Raw genomic sequence first — 14152 nt, 5'->3', positions numbered from 1 at the left:
CGCTCAAGGCTTGCGAAGGGCCGCGATCAGGCCTTCGCCAGGTCCCCGTCGTCCGCCGCGACCTTCGACTCCAGCTCGCGGCTCACCTTGCGCTCCACGAAGAACGCCGCGGTCGGAATCGTGCCGGCGAGCAGCACCCACAGCTGCTTGCCGACCGGCCACTTCGCCTTGGAGCCCAGGTCGAAGGCGAAGACCAGGTAGACGATGTACAGCCAGCCGTGGGCAATGCTGACGACCTTGGTGAAGCCGTCCGCCCCGGAGAGGTCCAGGGCGTACTTGCCAATCATCCCCAGGCACAGCAGGGCCAGCAGCACACCGGTCACGTAGGCCATGGTCCGGTACCGGGTCAGCACGCTCTTTTTCATGCCTACGAGACTAACTGCCCGCCTCAGCGCTCCTCGAAGTCCCCCGCACTCACCCGCAGCGGCCGCAGCATCGCAAAGATCTCGGCGCACTCCTCGGCGTCGTACGCGCCCAGGCCGAAGTCCATGTCCATCAGGTCCTGGGTGGCCCGTTCGACCACTTCACGGCCCTTGTCCGTAATGGAGGCCAGGGTGCCGCGGCCGTCGTTGGGGTTGGGGCGCTTGTCGACATAGCCGGACGTCACCAGGCGGTCGATGGTGTTCGTCACCGACGTCGGGTGCACCATCAGGCGCTCGCCGATCTTGGACATCGGGAGCTCGCCGGCCTTGGAGAAGGTGAGCAGGACCAGCGCCTCGTAGCGCGCGAAGGTCAGGCCGTACGGCTTCACCACCGCGTCGACCTGGGACAGCAGGATCTGGTGGGCGCGCATCACGGACGTGATCGCGGACATCGACGGCACGGCGCCCCAGCGCTGCTCCCACAGGTCGGAGGCGCGTGCGATCGGGTCGAACGACAGGCTGAGCGGCTTCGGCACGAGGCCGACCCTACCGGCTGGTCATATCGTGGTCAGCCCCGTCTCGCTCTTCGGCCGAGTACGCACCACCGCAACCGCCGCGAGCGCCGAACATGTCGTACCCACGACGCCGATCACCGCCACCGCCTGATGCACCGGCAGCCACTCCGCCACCGCCCCCGCGCCCGCCATGCCCAGGCCCTGGAAGGTCATCAGCCCCGCGGTCTGCAGCGTCATCGCCCGGCCGCGCAGCTCGGGCGGGACGGCGGCGATGAACCACTGGTCGAGGCCGAGGGAGTACGAGATGCCGAAGCCGGTCAGCACCAGGAGGGGCAATGCCCAGGCGAAGGACGGGTGCGTTACGTACCCGATCGCCGGGACCGTCGCCAGGATCCCGACCGGCAGCACGATCCGGGACCGGCCGCGCGGGCCGAGCAGCGACCCCGCCAGCGCCTCGCTGACCAGCGCGCCCACCGGCATCCCGCACAGCATCAGCCCGAGGCCAACGGCGCTGAGCCCGAGTTCGTCCGAGTACGCCGTGGCCAGCGCCTCCGGCGCGACCACGAAGGTCGGCGGGACCCAGAGGAAGACCATTAGCGCGCGGATGCGCCGGTTGGCGAGGAGGCCGCGGGCGGCGGTCAGGGAGGCGAGCACGGCTCCGGACCGCACCTCTCCCGCAGCCGTGGCGCGGGCCGGGCGGGCCCGCGTGCCCAGGCGCAGCACCAGCGCCGAGCCGAGCAGGCCCGCCACCGTGAACAGCAGCGTGGCGCGCGGCGAGATGGCGGCCAGCACGCCGCCGAGCGCGAAGCCGGCGAGCTGCGCGCTCTGTGCCGTCAGCCGGATCACGGAGCGGCCGAGGACGAAGCGGTCGCCTTCGCCGAGGATGTCGGAGAGGGTGGCGGCCCGGGTGCCGGCGAAGACCGGCGAGACGGTGCCGCCCAGCAGCCGCAGCCCCAGCAGCGCGGCCACCGGCATCCCGGGCAGCACCATCGCCGCGAAGCAGCAGGCGGCTAGCAGGTCGCAGGTCACCAGCACCCGGCGGGCCGGGTAGCGGTCGGCGACCTCGGAGAGCAGCAGGCCGCCGAGGACGTACGGGAGCAGTCCGGCGCCGAAGGTGAGGGCGCTGAGCAGCGGGGATGAGGTCCGCTCGTAGACCAGCACGGTCAGTGCGATGGCGGCCACGACCTCGCCGAGGATGGACATCACGTGCGCGGCGAAGACGTAGCGGAACTCGCGGACGGCGAAGACGGCGCGATAGCCGACGGACTTCGGGCCGGCGGCGGCGGTGCTCGTGGTCATGCGGGCACGGTGTCGCCAAGCGGCGACGGCGCTCTAGTCTTTCGGCTGGTGCCGAATCTCAGGGGGTGGCCATGCCGGTGCTGCTGCGCGTCGGGCCCGATGACCTGCTGCGCTGCCGGTTCGCGGTCTCGCCGGTCTTCGAGACCCACGAGGCGGTCCGTACGCTGCGGCGGGCGGACCGGCACGGGTATCACCTGCCGTGGCTGCGGCAGCTGGGCGGGGCGGCGGCCGGGCTCGACCTGGAGCCGCTGTGGATCTTCATGCCGGGCGACCGGCCCGGGTATACGCCGGACTTCCTCGGCGGGCCGCCGCGGGGCGCGTACACCTCCCCCGAGGAGGGCATCGCCCGGCTGCGGGCGACCGATCCCGGTCTGGCGCGGGCGGAGATGGAGATGTCGTTCGCGACGATTCCGGGAGCGGGCGAGTCCGCGCTCGGGCGGGAGCTGCTGGCCGATCCGGCGGCCGCGGTGCAGCGGCTCGCGGATCTTACGGAGCGGGCGTGGCACACGCTCGTCGAGCCGTACTGGCCGCGGCTGCGGGAGCTGCTGGAGGCGGAGATCGCCTACCGGGCGCGGCAGTTGGCGGCCGGTGGCCTCGCCGGCCTGTTCGCGGGGTTGCACGAGCGGCTGTCGTACGCGGACGGGACGCTGACCGTACGCACCAGGGACCAGCAGCTGATGGAGCGGGAGCTCGGCGGCGAGGGGCTGCTGCTGATGCCGAGCGCCTTCGTGTGGCCGGATGTGGTGAGTGGCTTCCAGCCGCCGTGGCAGCCGACGGTGATCTATCCGGCGCGCGGCGTCGGCGGCCTGTGGGTACGGGACGCCGCGCCGGAGGCGGCGCGGACCCTGGAGCGGCTGCTGGGTGCGGGCCGGGCGCGGGTGCTGGCGGCGCTGGCCGAGCCGGCGTCCACCAGCGCGCTCGCCACGCGGCTGGAGCTGGCGCCGTCGTCCGTGTCGGCGCACCTGAAGGTGCTCAGGGCTGCGGGCCTGCTGTCCGCGCGGCGGGCGCGGCACGAGGTGTTGTACGAGCGGACGCCGCTGGGGATGGCGCTGGTGGGCGGCGTGGTGGCGTAGGACGCGTAAGAGCTAGGGCCTGAGGTCGCGCAGGTGGCAGGACACCGGCTTCAGGCCGTCGTGCAGGTTCTCCAGTTGGTCCGGGGTCAGCAGGTCGACGAAGTGCCGCCGGACCGACTCCACGTGGTGCGGAGCCACCCGCTGTATCGTCTGCCAGCCCTGGTCGGTCAGGCACGCGTACAGGCCGCGGCGGTCCGACTCGCAGTGCTCGCGCCTGACCAGCCCGGTCGCCTCCATCCTGGTGATCTGGTGCGAGAGCCGGCTCTTGGACTGCAGCGTGGCGGCCGCCAGGTCGCTCATGCGCATCCGGCGGCCGTCCGACTCGGAGAGGTTGACCAGGATTTCGTAGTCGTTGTTGGTCAGGCCGTAGGGCTGCAGGTCCCGTTCCAGCTGGTTCATCAGCATGCGGCTCACCTCGAGATGGGTGCGCCAGGCACGCTGTTCCGATTCGCTCAGCCATCGGATCTTCATGGTTACGGAGGCACCTACACAGCGGTCTTGGGGGACGGAATGCCGCCGAGTATGGCTCAGAAATCGGAGAGGTTGCCGAGCCCGCCCCGCTGCCGTGGAACGCCTTGTTGACCCGGTCCCGCCCCCGTCGGCCGCTCCGCCAGCACCTGCTCGGACGACTGGATCAGCACCGTCCCGGCGCCCACGAACTCGTACTGGTGCTCCTCCCCCGACGCCCCGCCCAGGCCGGTGAGCCTGCGCACGCCGCCGAGGACGCCGCGCAGGTACTGGTGGTCGTAGTGGTGGCAGGGCGACGGGCAGTCGGCCCAGCCGACGAGCGCCTCCGGGTCGACCCGGATCGGCGGCTCCGCGAAGATCACCGGTCCGTTGGACGCGGCGACGAACTTCCCCGTACCGATGAGGGTGAGGAAGCCCGGAATGATTGACTGCTTCAGCGCCAGGCCCGGCTGGTAGGCGAGCAGGTTGCCGGAGCGGATGGTGAGGTTGCCGTCGTCGAGGTCGAAGGAGTTGACGTCGTACGACCGGTCCGCGAGCAGCATCTTTCCCTGGCCCTCGGCGACCACCCAGTCGGCGGCGTGCATCGGCGAGTGGAAGGAGCCGGCGAGCAGCCGGTCGAAGCGGCCGTGGCCGACGCCGTCGAAGGAGAGCTGCCCGTAATAGGCGATCATCTTCCCCTTCTGCAGGAACCACTGGCCCTGCACGTCCACGCTAAAGGCGTACGGGTTGACGTTGTCCCCGGAGGGCAGCGAGTTGACGTCGTGGACGACGGGTGCGGTGGTCACAGCTTCTCCTCCGAGGCCTGGACGTACACGGTGCCGCCGCCGGAGAGCTCCAGCTGGAAGCCCTCACCCGACCCGCGGCCCACCATCTCGCGCCAGCCGAGCGCGGTGGTCAGCTTGTTCTGCAGCTCGCCGCGGTGCGCGACATAGGCCTGCGGGTCCACGTGCACCGGCGACTGCGGGGTTACGGGCAGGGCCAGCACCCCGCCGTGCGCCATCACGGCCGCGGCGCCGTGACCGGCGAGCGTAGTGGTGAAGAGGCCCTGCCCCGTCACCTGGCCGCGGACCATGCCCATGACGCCGCCCTGCTGGCCCATGAACATCGTGCCCTGCCGCAGGTCGCCGTCGAAGGCGAGCAGCCGGTCGGCCTCGACGTAGAGGGTGTCGCCGGCCAGCTCTATGACCTCGATGTGGTGGCCGCCGTGGCCGAACATCACCGTGCCCTCGCCCTCGACCGTCATCAGCGGCGTGGCCTCGTTCGCCACCCGGCGGCCGATCATGCCGCCGATGCCGCCCTGGCCGCCGGCCAGGTCCGGGGTGAAGGAGACCGCGCCGGAGTACGCGAGCATGGCGCCGCGCTGGCTGTACAGGCGCTGTCCCGGCTGGATCTTGGCCTGCACCACTTTGCTGTTGACCTGGGTGAACGGCATCAGACGCCGCCCCCGATCGTGTTGCGCTCGCTGGGCTGCACGTACACGAGCCCGTCCCCCTCGAAGCGGATTTGGAAGGCCTCGCCACCGCCCTCGCCCATGACGGTGCGCGCGAAATTCGCGCCCGACTGGAACTGCTGGGTGACATTGCCGGTGTGCGCCACATACGCGCCCGGGTCCACCGACAGCGGCAGGCCGGGCGCCACCCGCAGCACCACCGCGGGGCCGTCCGACATGATCGCGGCGGTGCCGGTGCCCTCCACCGTCGTGGTGAAGAGCCCATTGCCCTGGCTGGCGCCGCGCAGCCCGGTGAAGGCGGTGCCGGTGCGCAGGCCGCCGTCGGTGCACAGCAGATTGCTGGCCTCGACCCAGAGCTTCTCACCGCGCAGCTGCACCAGATTGATCTCGCTGGCCCGGTCCGCGAAATAGCAGGTCCCGGTCCCTTTCACTTCCATGACTGTCATGGACTCGCCGGAAAGCCGGCGCGTCACCATCCCCCGTATCCCCTCACCCCCGCCACTCAGCCGCTTGAACGCCATCTCGCCGTCGTACGCGACCATGGCGCCGTTCTTCGCCTTCACGGAGTCCCCGCCCATCCGGACGGCGAGCACCTTGCTCCCCTGCAATGAAAAGTCCGCCACGAGGGCGACGCTATCCGGCGGGGGTCCCGCCGGAGAAGGGCGTACGGAGGCTTGGCACAATGGAGAGGGATTGTGAACCCCTGCACAAGCCCGTACGCCCCCGACCGAAGGCCTTCCATGGACATCAAGACCGCCGCCGCCCAGCGACGCCTCCGCCTCGTCTCCACGCCCGAGGCCGTGTCCTTCCTCCTGCTGCTCGTCTGCTCCGTGCTCAAGCGGACCACCGACTTCAATGCCGTGCCGGTGATGGGCGCCATCCACGGCATCCTCTTCATCGCGTACGTGCTCTTCCTCGCGGACGCCTGGAACCGCTCGAAGTGGGACTTCAAGAAGGGCGCGATCTACTTCATCCTCTCCGTCCTCCCCACCGGCGGCTTCTTCGCCGACCGGATGCTGCGCCGGGAGAGCGAGGCGTCGGTGATCGCCGCGCGGGCCCGCGAGGCTGAGGCGACCGGCGCGTAACACCTGACGGCTGCTTTACGGCTGAACCGTTCGGCCCCCTCCGGCTCGACACACCCGCATGTCCCTATTTGGGTAGGACTGTCGGCTTCGTCGATCAGTCGGAGGGATTGTGCAGCCGAGGGGCTACGACTACGAGAAATTCAGCGTTCTCGCGGGACCGCTGACGGAACCAACCGCGGACGGACCCGGCGGGGCGTATCGCGTCCAGTACCGGAGCCTGCTCTCCCAGGAGCCGCATCGGATACGCGCGATATCCCTGATGGCCCTCGCCCCGGTGCTCTCGCTGGTGCTGCTGCTCTACCTGGTCTGGCCTTCGCACTGGACCGAGCGGCACGGGGCGCCGTTCTGGCTGATAACCGCGGATGCGGTGATGCTGCTGTCGATCGGCCTCATCGAGTCGTTCCGGCTCATCAATGTCGTCTCGATCGCGCACGCGACGATGGTCGCCCGCGACCCGATACCGGTGCCGCCCGCCGAGGGCACCAAGGTCGCCTTCATCACGACGTACGTGCCGGGCAAGGAGCCCATAGGCATGGTGCGGGCCACCCTCGAGGGCGCCGTCCGCATGCACCACCCGGGCACCCTGCACGTCTGGCTGCTGGACGAGGGGAACGACCCGGAGGCCCGCGCCCTCTGCGACGAGCTGGGCGTACGGCACTTCTCCCGCAAGGGCGTGGAGCGCTGGAACCAGCCCGAGGGCCGTAACAAGGCCAAGACCAAGCACGGCAACTACAACGCCTGGCTAGAGGCGCACGGCGACGACTACGACTTCTTCGCCTCGGTCGACACCGACCACGTCCCGCAGCCGAACTTCCTGGAGCGGATGCTCGGCTATTTCCGCGACGAGGACATCGCCTTCGTCGTCGGCCCGCAGGTGTACGGCAACTACGACGCCACCGTCACCAAGTTCGCGGAGTCGCAGCAGTTCCTCTTCCACGCGCTGATCCAGCGGGCGGGCAACCGCTACGGCGCCCCGATGTTCGTGGGCACGAACAACGCGGTCCGCATATCCGCGGTCAAGGACATCGGCGGCCTCTACGACTCGATCACCGAGGACATGGCCACCGGCTTCGAGCTGCACCGCACCCGCAATCCGGAGACCGGGCAGCGCTGGCGCTCCGTCTACACCCCCGACGTGCTCGCCGTCGGCGAGGGCCCGGAGTCCTGGACCGACTTCTTCACGCAGCAGATGCGCTGGTCGCGGGGCACGTACGAGACGCTGATCAACCAGTACGGCCGCGGCGAGGAGCGCTTCCCGATGGGCCGCCTGGCGAGCTACTCGCTGATGCTCGCGTACTACCCGATGACCGCGGTCAACTGGCTGCTGGGCGCGCTCAGCTGCGTCCTCTTCCTCTGGCTCGGCGCCTCCGGCACCCAGGTGCCGAGCGAGGTGTGGCTGATGCTGTACGCGGATGCCGCCGCCCTCCAGATCGGCCTGTACATGTGGAACCGGCGGCACAACGTCTCCCCGCATGAGCCGGAGGGCTCCGGCGGCGTGGCGGGCATGGCGATGTCGGCGATGTCGGCGCCGATCTACTTCAAGTCCTTCGTTGACGCGGTGCTGCGCCGGCCGAGCAAGTTCGTGGTGACGCCGAAGGGCGCCACGGCCAGTCCCGACCGGCTGGCGACCTTCCGCATCCACCTGTCCTGGGCGGCGCTGCTCGCGGTGTCGTTCCTGGCCTCGATCGTCTTCAACCACACGCATGCGGCGATGCGCACCTGGACGGTCCTCGGCACCGGCATCGCGATCGCCCCGGCGGCGATCTGGGGCTGGTGCCTGCTGCGGGACAGGCGGGCGGCACGGGCCGCCGCGGCGCCGCCGGACCTCACCGACGTGCAGCGACCGCGCCGGGGCGTGTCTCTCGCCAAGGAGATCAAGGAGCCGGCGGGCGAGCCGGAGCCCGCGCTGACGACGAGCGGGGAGCTGATCGCGGATGCGTAAGCGGAATCTGAAGAAGACCGTCATCGGCGGCGGCGTGATCGTGCTGCTGGCGGCGATGAACGCGCCCGCGACGTACGGCTTCGCCAAGGAGCAGTACCACGACTACGTGATCTCCCGGCCGGAGTACAAGGCCAAGTACGGCAGCTGGGGCCTGATGGACGTCCCCGACGGCTACCGGCTGAACTCCATCCACGCCGCCCTGCTGCACACCGGCAAGGTGCTCCTGGTCGCCGGCTCCGGCAACAAGCAGGAGCAGTTCGACGCGGGCGAGTTCAAGACGGTCCTGTGGGACCCGGAGAAGAACACGTACAAGAAGATCGCCACCCCCGCCGACATGTTCTGCGCCGGCCACGCCCAGCTGCCCAGCGGCAATCTGCTGGTGGCCGGCGGCACCGCTCGCTACGAGAAGCTGAACGGCGACGTGGAGAAGGCCGGCGGCCGGATGGTGATCAAGAACGAGGACCCGGAGAAGAAGCACCGCCTCCCCAAGGGCACCCGCTTCATCTCCCCGTCCGGCATCGAATACCGCACCGCCTTCCCCGTCGACGTACCGAAGGCGAAGAAGAAGTCGAACGGCAAGAAGGGCAAGGTCACCGTCAAGGCCAGCGAGGCGAAGGTCTTCGTCGAGGCGACGGACAAGGGCCGCGAGGCGGTCAACAACCGCCCCGCTCAGTATTCGGTCGAGGGCCTGAAGGGCAAAGACCTCGACAATGTCTACGGCCTCGCCCAGCGCATGACCCTGGAGAAGCAGGACTTCCAGGGCATCCGCGACGCCTTCGAGTTCAACCCGGACACGGAGAAGTACGAGCGCGTCGAGGCCATGGACGCCGCCCGCTGGTACCCGACGCTGGTCACCCTCGCCAACGGCAAGGTGATGGCGGTCTCGGGCCTCGACGACATCGGCGAGATCCTCCAGGGCGACAACGAGATCTACGACCCGAAGACGCGGAAGTGGACCAAGGGCCCCAAGCGCTACTTCCCCACCTACCCGGCGCTCTTCCTCACCAAGGGCGGCAAGCTCTTCTACTCCGGCTCCAACGCCGGCTACGGCGCGGCGGACAAGGGCCGGGTGCCCGGCACCTGGGACGTGAAGAAGAACAAGTTCACCCCGGTCCCAGGCCTGACGGACAAGGACGAGACGGAGACGTCGAGCTCGCTGCTCCTGCCCCCCGCGCAGGACCAGAAGGTGATGATCCTCGGCGGCGGCGGAGTCGGCGAGTCCAAGAAGGCCACGCCGCGCACCGCCGTGGTGGACCTGATGAAGAAGAACCCGTCCTTCAAGAAGGGCCCCGACCTCCCGCAGGGCACCCGCTACCTGAACAGCGTGATCATGCCGGACGACTCGGTCTTCACGACCGGCGGCTCCAGGGACTACCGCGGCCGCTCCAACAGCGACCTCTTCAAGTCCCAGATCTACGACCCGAAGAAAAACCGCTTCACCAAGGCGGCCTCCCCGACGGTCGGCCGCAACTACCACTCGGAGGCGATGCTGCTCCCGGACGGCCGGGTCGCCACCTTCGGCTCGGACCCGCTCTACGGCAACAAGGCGAACACGGTGCTGGGCGAGTTCGAGAAGCGCATCGAGGTGTACGAGCCGCCGTATCTCCACGACGCGGACGGCAAGGTGGAGCGGCTGGAGATCGGCAAGGGCCCGAAGAAGCTGGAGCGCGGGGCGTCGGCCACCTTCAAGGTGGCCGACGCCAAGAAGATCAAGAACGCCCGGCTGATGCGCCCGAGTGCGGTCACGCATGTCACGGACGTCGAGCAGCGCTCGATCGCCCTGGATCTGACCAAGAAGGACGACTCCGTCAGCTTCAAGGTGCCCGAGGACACGTCACTGGCGCCGCCCGGCTGGTACATGCTCTTCGTCACGGACGCCAAGGGCGTGCCGTCGAAGGCGAAGTGGGTGAAGGTGGACTAGCGGTCGTTGGCCGCGGCGGCCCGCGCCAGCCCCAGCGCGTACTCCGGCCACCACTCGCCGGCCTTCGGGCCGCCGCGGCACTCCCCGTCCGAGTCGCCCGGGTGCTTGATCCACAGGTAGGCGTCGGCGAGCTTCTCGCCGGTCTTGGTGGTCGGCGGCTCGCCGAGCGCCCGGCCCGGCGGGTTGCACCAGGGGTTCTTGCGGCCGCCGGGGAGCGGGCCGTTGCCGTTGCGGCTGGTGTCGATGACGAAGTGGGCGTTGCCGAGCCGCCGGGAGACCAGCTTCCCGTACGCCTGGACCTCGTCGGTCGGCTGGAAGTTGGAGACGTTCAGCGCGAAGCCGTCGGCGTGCGCGACGCCGGAGTCGAAGAGCGGCTTGGCGAGCTTCCCGTAGTCCGTGACCCAGCCGGAGGTGCCGGCGTCGATGTAGACCTTGACGTTCGGCTTCTTCTTCAGCCGCGCGACGGCGTCGCCGAGGAGGCGGGTGCGCTCCTTGTACTCGGTCTTCGGCGTGCAGCCGGTGATCAGGTGCGCGATGGCGTCCGGTTCGAGGATGACGATCGCCTTGTTGTCCTCGATATTGTCGGCAAAGGCACCAATCCACTTCTGGTACGCCTTCGCGTCCTTGGCCCCGCCGGCGGAATGCTGCCCGCAGTCCCGGTGCGGAATGTTGTACGCGACGAGCACCGGCACGGCCTGGTTCTTCGCCGCGGTCTCCACGGCCTGCTTGACGTCGGGCCCCGGGTCCTCGCCACCGGTCGGCCAGACGGCCTGCGGCTGCTCGGAGATCCGCTCCAGCAGCTTGGCGTCCTTGTCGCGTCCGGCTCTGTCCCAGGAGGCGACCTGCTTGGCGGCATCGCTGTGGGGGTCAGCCCAGAAGGGCGACACGTTCTGTACGGCCTGCTGGGCGCGACCGCTGCCCGCGGCGGTGTCCTCGCCTCCGCCGGACGTGCCGCATCCTGCGAGTAGGGCGGTCGCTGCGAGTGCGTACGCGATTGCCCCTCGCCGGGGCGGGGCGGCGGAGATAGACATGGGTGGATCGTGACATATGGGCACATTCGATCGTGGGTGCGGGACGCGTCATGTCGGGTGAACCTTGCTTCCCACCCACCCGCCCGTTGCTCGGTGCGACAGGTGAGCTGAGCGTGGCCGGGCTGCGAGGCGGAGCGCGCTTCAAGCGGGTCAGCGCGCGAGGCGGAGCACAATTCAAGCCCGTCCGGCGTTTGAGGACGAGCGCCGCAGGCGCGATTCCGCGCGGAGCGCGGGGCAGGGGGGCCTGGGGGCGAATCCCCCCAGTTTCGGGAAGGGGCGGGTTAGGGGACTCCTCTACGGCGCGACCGGCAGCCGCACGGTAAAGCACGCCCCACCCAGCGGGCCCTCCCCCACCGACACCTCGCCCCCGTGCCGTACGACCACATCGCGCACGATCGCCAGCCCGAGCCCCGCTCCCCCGTCGTCCCGCGCCCGGGCCTCGTCCAGGCGGACGAAGCGCTCAAAGATCCGCTCCCGGTCCGCGACCGGCACCCCGGGCCCGTCGTCCACGACCGTCAGCACCGCCCAGCCCCCCTCCCGCCGCAGCCCGACATCGACCCGGCCCGCCGCATGGCGCTCCGCGTTGTCGAGCAAGTTCGCCAACACCCGCTCCAACTGCCCCCGCGACCCAGCGACCTCGACCTCGTCCAGCTCCCCGCACCGCACCTTCCCCCGCCGCCCCGCGGCCTCCCGCACGACCTCCCCCAGCGCCACCGCCCCGAACCGAGGCTCCTCCCCCGCATCCAGCCGCGCCAGCAGCAGCAAATCCGCCGCCAGCCCCTGCAGCCGCACGGTATCCGCCACCGCACCACCAACATCCAGCAACTCCGGATGCGCCTCAGCCACCTCAAGCTGCGTACGCAGCGACGCAATCGGCGACCGCAGCTCATGCGACGCGTCGGCCACAAACCGCCGCTGCCGCTCCACCGAAGCCTCCAGCGCCGCGAGGGTCTCATTCGTCGTACGAGCCAGCCGCGCGACCTCATCCCCGCTGTCCGGCTCCGGCACCCGCCGCGACAGATCCGTGGACGCGGTGATCGCCGCCATCTCCCCACGGATCCCCTCGACGGGGCGCAGCGCCCGCCGCGTGACCAGCCAGGTCACCAGCCCCACCACGGCGAGCAGCGGTGGCAGGCCGATGAGCATGGACCGTACGGCCGTGGACACTGCCCCCTGCTCGGTCTCCAGGGAGGCACCCGCGTACACGGTGTAGGTCTCGCCGCCACCAGCGGTCGCCTCGACCGCCGCGAAGCGATACGGGCCCTCCTCGCCATCGACGGTCGCACTGCCGCTGGTGAGCTCGGGGTCGTCGTCCGAGACCTCGCCCTGCCCGGGGTCGTCGGACTCGTCGTCATCGTCCCCGTCCTCACCATGCGAGCCGGAGCCGGAACCCGAGCCCTCCCCAGCCCTCACCACCCGCACCGACGACGACCCCGCCCCGCTGATCGCCTCCAGGTCGTCGCTCACCGCCCGCACCACGCCGTCCTCGTCCACGACCTGCACCGGCGGGTCGTCATCGAGATCGAGCTTGCCCACGGCAGTCCCCGTGGCCAGGCGAGACGCCACCTCCCGGGCCGCGACCTCCGCCTGCAGCCCGGCCTGATCCTGCAGATTCGCCCGCAGCGCGAACGTCACCGCGATCCCGGCAAGGATCAGCGCCACCGCCACCACGGCAGTAGCCGCGAGCGCAGCCCTCGCCCGTACGGACCGAAACGGCCTAGGCATCAGCAGCCACCAGCCGATACCCGGCCCCACGCACCGTCTGAATCACCCGCGACCCGAGCTTGCGCCGCAGCGCGCTGACGTACACCTCGACGATGTTGGGATCCCCGTCGTACGCGAAGTCCCACACATGCTCGAGGATGTCCGTCTTCGACACCACCTCGCCCTGCCGCTGCACAAGGTGCTCCAGCACGGAGAATTCCTTCGCGGTAAGCACGACCTCTTCCTCCCCGCGATGCACCCGCCGCGCGGCGGTGTCCACGGCCAGACTCCCGACCCGCAGCACCGGCGACGCGCTCCGCCCCCGCCGGCGCAGCAGCGCCCGGATGCGGGCCAGCAGCACGACGTACGAGAACGGCTTGGTGAGGTAGTCGTCGGCGCCCGTGTCGAGGCCCTCGGCCTCGTCGTACTCGCCGTCCTTGGCGGTCAGCATCAGGACCGGGGTCTCGTCGCCCGCGGCGCGGAGGGTGCTAAGGACGCGATAGCCGTTCATGCCGGGGAGCATGATGTCGAGGACGATCAGGTCGTACGCGGCCTCGGTGGCCTGGTGCAGGCCCTCCAGTCCGTCGTGTACGACGTCGACGGCGAAGCCCTCGGCGGTGAGGCCCTTGGCCAGGGAGAGGGCGAGGCGCTTTTCGTCCTCGACGATGAGCAGGCGCATGCGAACAAGGGTGACAGGGCGAGCCTGAAGAGATCTTCAGGTTGCTTCAGCGTGGCTTCAGGGTCGCTTCGGCACTGTGGAGCACGTCAACACGACGAAGCCCCACGGAAGGACCCACCACCATGAAGCGCAAGATCGCCATCGCCTCGGTCGCCGCCCTGCTCATCGGCGGCGGTACGGCCACCGCGGTCGCCGCCGCGGGCGACGACGCCGGCAGCGGCCCCGCGCCGAAGGCGGCCACGGCGCAGCAGGCGGACCACGACGACGACGGCAAGTACGACGACCGGGACGACCGGCACGACGACGACGGCAAGTACGACGACCGCGACGACCGCGACGACCGCGACGACGACGGCAAGGACGACCTCGACCAGGACGACAAGGCCGAGATGAAGGCGCTGCAGAACGCCGACGTCTCCGCCTCCGACGCCGCCGCAGCCGCCCTCAAGGCCGTCCCCGGCACCGTCGACTCGGTCGAGTTCGACGACAACGACGGCGACGACCGCGGGCCCGCCGCCTGGGATGTGGACATCCTCGGCCAGGACGGCAAGTGGCACAGCGTGACCATCGACGCCGCAAACGCCAAGGTGCTGGAGAAGTCGGTCGACTACGACGACTGAGAG

The 14152-nt window shown here is 70.1% G+C and carries 15 protein-coding genes; 5 read left to right on the top strand and 10 right to left on the bottom strand.

The window, feature by feature from the left end:
* Positions 1 to 26: 26 nt before the first annotated feature.
* The 3 genes from ACNNMR_RS30590 to ACNNMR_RS30580 are packed head-to-tail and all read right to left on the bottom strand — an operon-like array spanning position 27 to position 2176.
* Entirely contained in the window at positions 27 to 365 is a 339-nt protein-coding gene (locus ACNNMR_RS30590; protein WP_419997914.1) for a DUF3817 domain-containing protein, read from the bottom strand.
* A 23-nt stretch (positions 366 to 388) separates the two neighbouring features.
* Positions 389 to 898 (bottom strand): MarR family winged helix-turn-helix transcriptional regulator, encoded by a 510-nt coding sequence (locus ACNNMR_RS30585; RefSeq protein WP_419997913.1) that lies wholly within the window; start codon positions 896 to 898, stop codon positions 389 to 391.
* A gap of 21 nt (positions 899 to 919) precedes the next feature.
* Complete coding sequence (locus ACNNMR_RS30580; RefSeq protein ID WP_419997912.1) at positions 920 to 2176, bottom strand: MFS transporter; 1257 nt, start codon at positions 2174 to 2176, stop codon at positions 920 to 922.
* A gap of 71 nt (positions 2177 to 2247) precedes the next feature.
* Between ACNNMR_RS30580 and ACNNMR_RS30575 the strand changes: the two genes are divergently transcribed.
* The gene (locus ACNNMR_RS30575; RefSeq protein WP_419997911.1) at positions 2248 to 3249 is read left to right on the top strand and encodes a DUF5937 family protein; all 1002 of its coding nucleotides are present in this window, start codon (positions 2248 to 2250) and stop codon (positions 3247 to 3249) included.
* 12 nt (positions 3250 to 3261) lie between these two features.
* Here the strand turns inward: ACNNMR_RS30575 and ACNNMR_RS30570 are convergent, their stop codons facing one another.
* Genes ACNNMR_RS30570 through ACNNMR_RS30555 form a run of 4 tightly spaced genes read right to left on the bottom strand, consistent with a single transcriptional unit; the run spans position 3262 to position 5790 of the window.
* Positions 3262 to 3720, bottom strand: coding sequence for a MarR family winged helix-turn-helix transcriptional regulator (locus tag ACNNMR_RS30570; RefSeq protein ID WP_419997910.1), 459 nt, complete (start codon positions 3718 to 3720; stop codon positions 3262 to 3264).
* A gap of 56 nt (positions 3721 to 3776) precedes the next feature.
* Positions 3777 to 4502 (bottom strand): AIM24 family protein, encoded by a 726-nt coding sequence (locus tag ACNNMR_RS30565; protein WP_419997909.1) that lies wholly within the window; start codon positions 4500 to 4502, stop codon positions 3777 to 3779.
* Complete coding sequence (locus ACNNMR_RS30560; protein ID WP_419997908.1) at positions 4499 to 5149, bottom strand: AIM24 family protein; 651 nt, start codon at positions 5147 to 5149, stop codon at positions 4499 to 4501. The genes ACNNMR_RS30565 and ACNNMR_RS30560 overlap by 4 nt, the downstream gene beginning before the upstream one ends.
* Positions 5149 to 5790, bottom strand: a complete 642-nt coding sequence (locus ACNNMR_RS30555) for an AIM24 family protein (protein ID WP_419997907.1) — start codon at positions 5788 to 5790, stop codon at positions 5149 to 5151. The genes ACNNMR_RS30560 and ACNNMR_RS30555 overlap by 1 nt, the downstream gene beginning before the upstream one ends.
* A gap of 117 nt (positions 5791 to 5907) precedes the next feature.
* Here ACNNMR_RS30555 and ACNNMR_RS30550 point away from each other — a divergent pair, with 117 nt between their 5' ends.
* The 3 genes from ACNNMR_RS30550 to ACNNMR_RS30540 all read left to right on the top strand — a co-directional run bounded on the left by ACNNMR_RS30550 (position 5908) and on the right by ACNNMR_RS30540 (position 10115).
* Positions 5908 to 6252 carry a DUF3817 domain-containing protein gene (locus ACNNMR_RS30550; protein ID WP_419997906.1) on the top strand — a complete coding sequence of 115 codons (345 nt, stop codon included), beginning with the start codon at positions 5908 to 5910 and terminating at the stop codon, positions 6250 to 6252.
* A gap of 109 nt (positions 6253 to 6361) precedes the next feature.
* Positions 6362 to 8194 carry a glycosyltransferase gene (locus ACNNMR_RS30545; protein WP_419997905.1) on the top strand — a complete coding sequence of 611 codons (1833 nt, stop codon included), beginning with the start codon at positions 6362 to 6364 and terminating at the stop codon, positions 8192 to 8194.
* A complete protein-coding gene (locus ACNNMR_RS30540) occupies positions 8187 to 10115 on the top strand; it encodes a galactose oxidase-like domain-containing protein (protein ID WP_419997904.1) in 1929 nt (642 codons plus the stop codon). Before ACNNMR_RS30545 ends, ACNNMR_RS30540 begins: the two co-directional genes overlap by 8 nt.
* Here the strand turns inward: ACNNMR_RS30540 and ACNNMR_RS30535 are convergent.
* The 3 genes from ACNNMR_RS30535 to ACNNMR_RS30525 all read right to left on the bottom strand — a co-directional run bounded on the left by ACNNMR_RS30535 (position 10112) and on the right by ACNNMR_RS30525 (position 13529).
* A complete protein-coding gene (locus ACNNMR_RS30535; protein ID WP_419997903.1) occupies positions 10112 to 11146 on the bottom strand; it encodes a glycoside hydrolase family 6 protein in 1035 nt (344 codons plus the stop codon). The genes ACNNMR_RS30540 and ACNNMR_RS30535 overlap by 4 nt on opposite strands.
* A 294-nt stretch (positions 11147 to 11440) precedes the next feature.
* Positions 11441 to 12871, bottom strand: coding sequence for an ATP-binding protein (locus ACNNMR_RS30530; RefSeq protein ID WP_419997902.1), 1431 nt, complete (start codon positions 12869 to 12871; stop codon positions 11441 to 11443).
* On the bottom strand, positions 12864 to 13529 hold the full coding sequence (locus ACNNMR_RS30525; protein WP_419997901.1) for a response regulator transcription factor: 666 nt from the start codon (positions 13527 to 13529) through the stop codon (positions 12864 to 12866). The genes ACNNMR_RS30530 and ACNNMR_RS30525 overlap by 8 nt, the downstream gene beginning before the upstream one ends.
* Before the next feature lie 122 nt (positions 13530 to 13651).
* On the opposite strand from ACNNMR_RS30525, the gene ACNNMR_RS30520 reads away from it, so the two are divergent.
* The gene (locus ACNNMR_RS30520; protein ID WP_419997900.1) at positions 13652 to 14149 is read left to right on the top strand and encodes a PepSY domain-containing protein; all 498 of its coding nucleotides are present in this window, start codon (positions 13652 to 13654) and stop codon (positions 14147 to 14149) included.
* The last annotated feature ends 3 nt before the right edge of the window (positions 14150 to 14152 follow it).

This window comes from Streptomyces boninensis, from assembly GCF_048572725.1.
In the GTDB taxonomy this organism is placed as follows: domain Bacteria; phylum Actinomycetota; class Actinomycetes; order Streptomycetales; family Streptomycetaceae; genus Streptomyces; species Streptomyces boninensis.
Note: the sequence above shows the minus strand (reverse complement) of the source record. Positions and strands in the feature narration are given on the sequence as shown.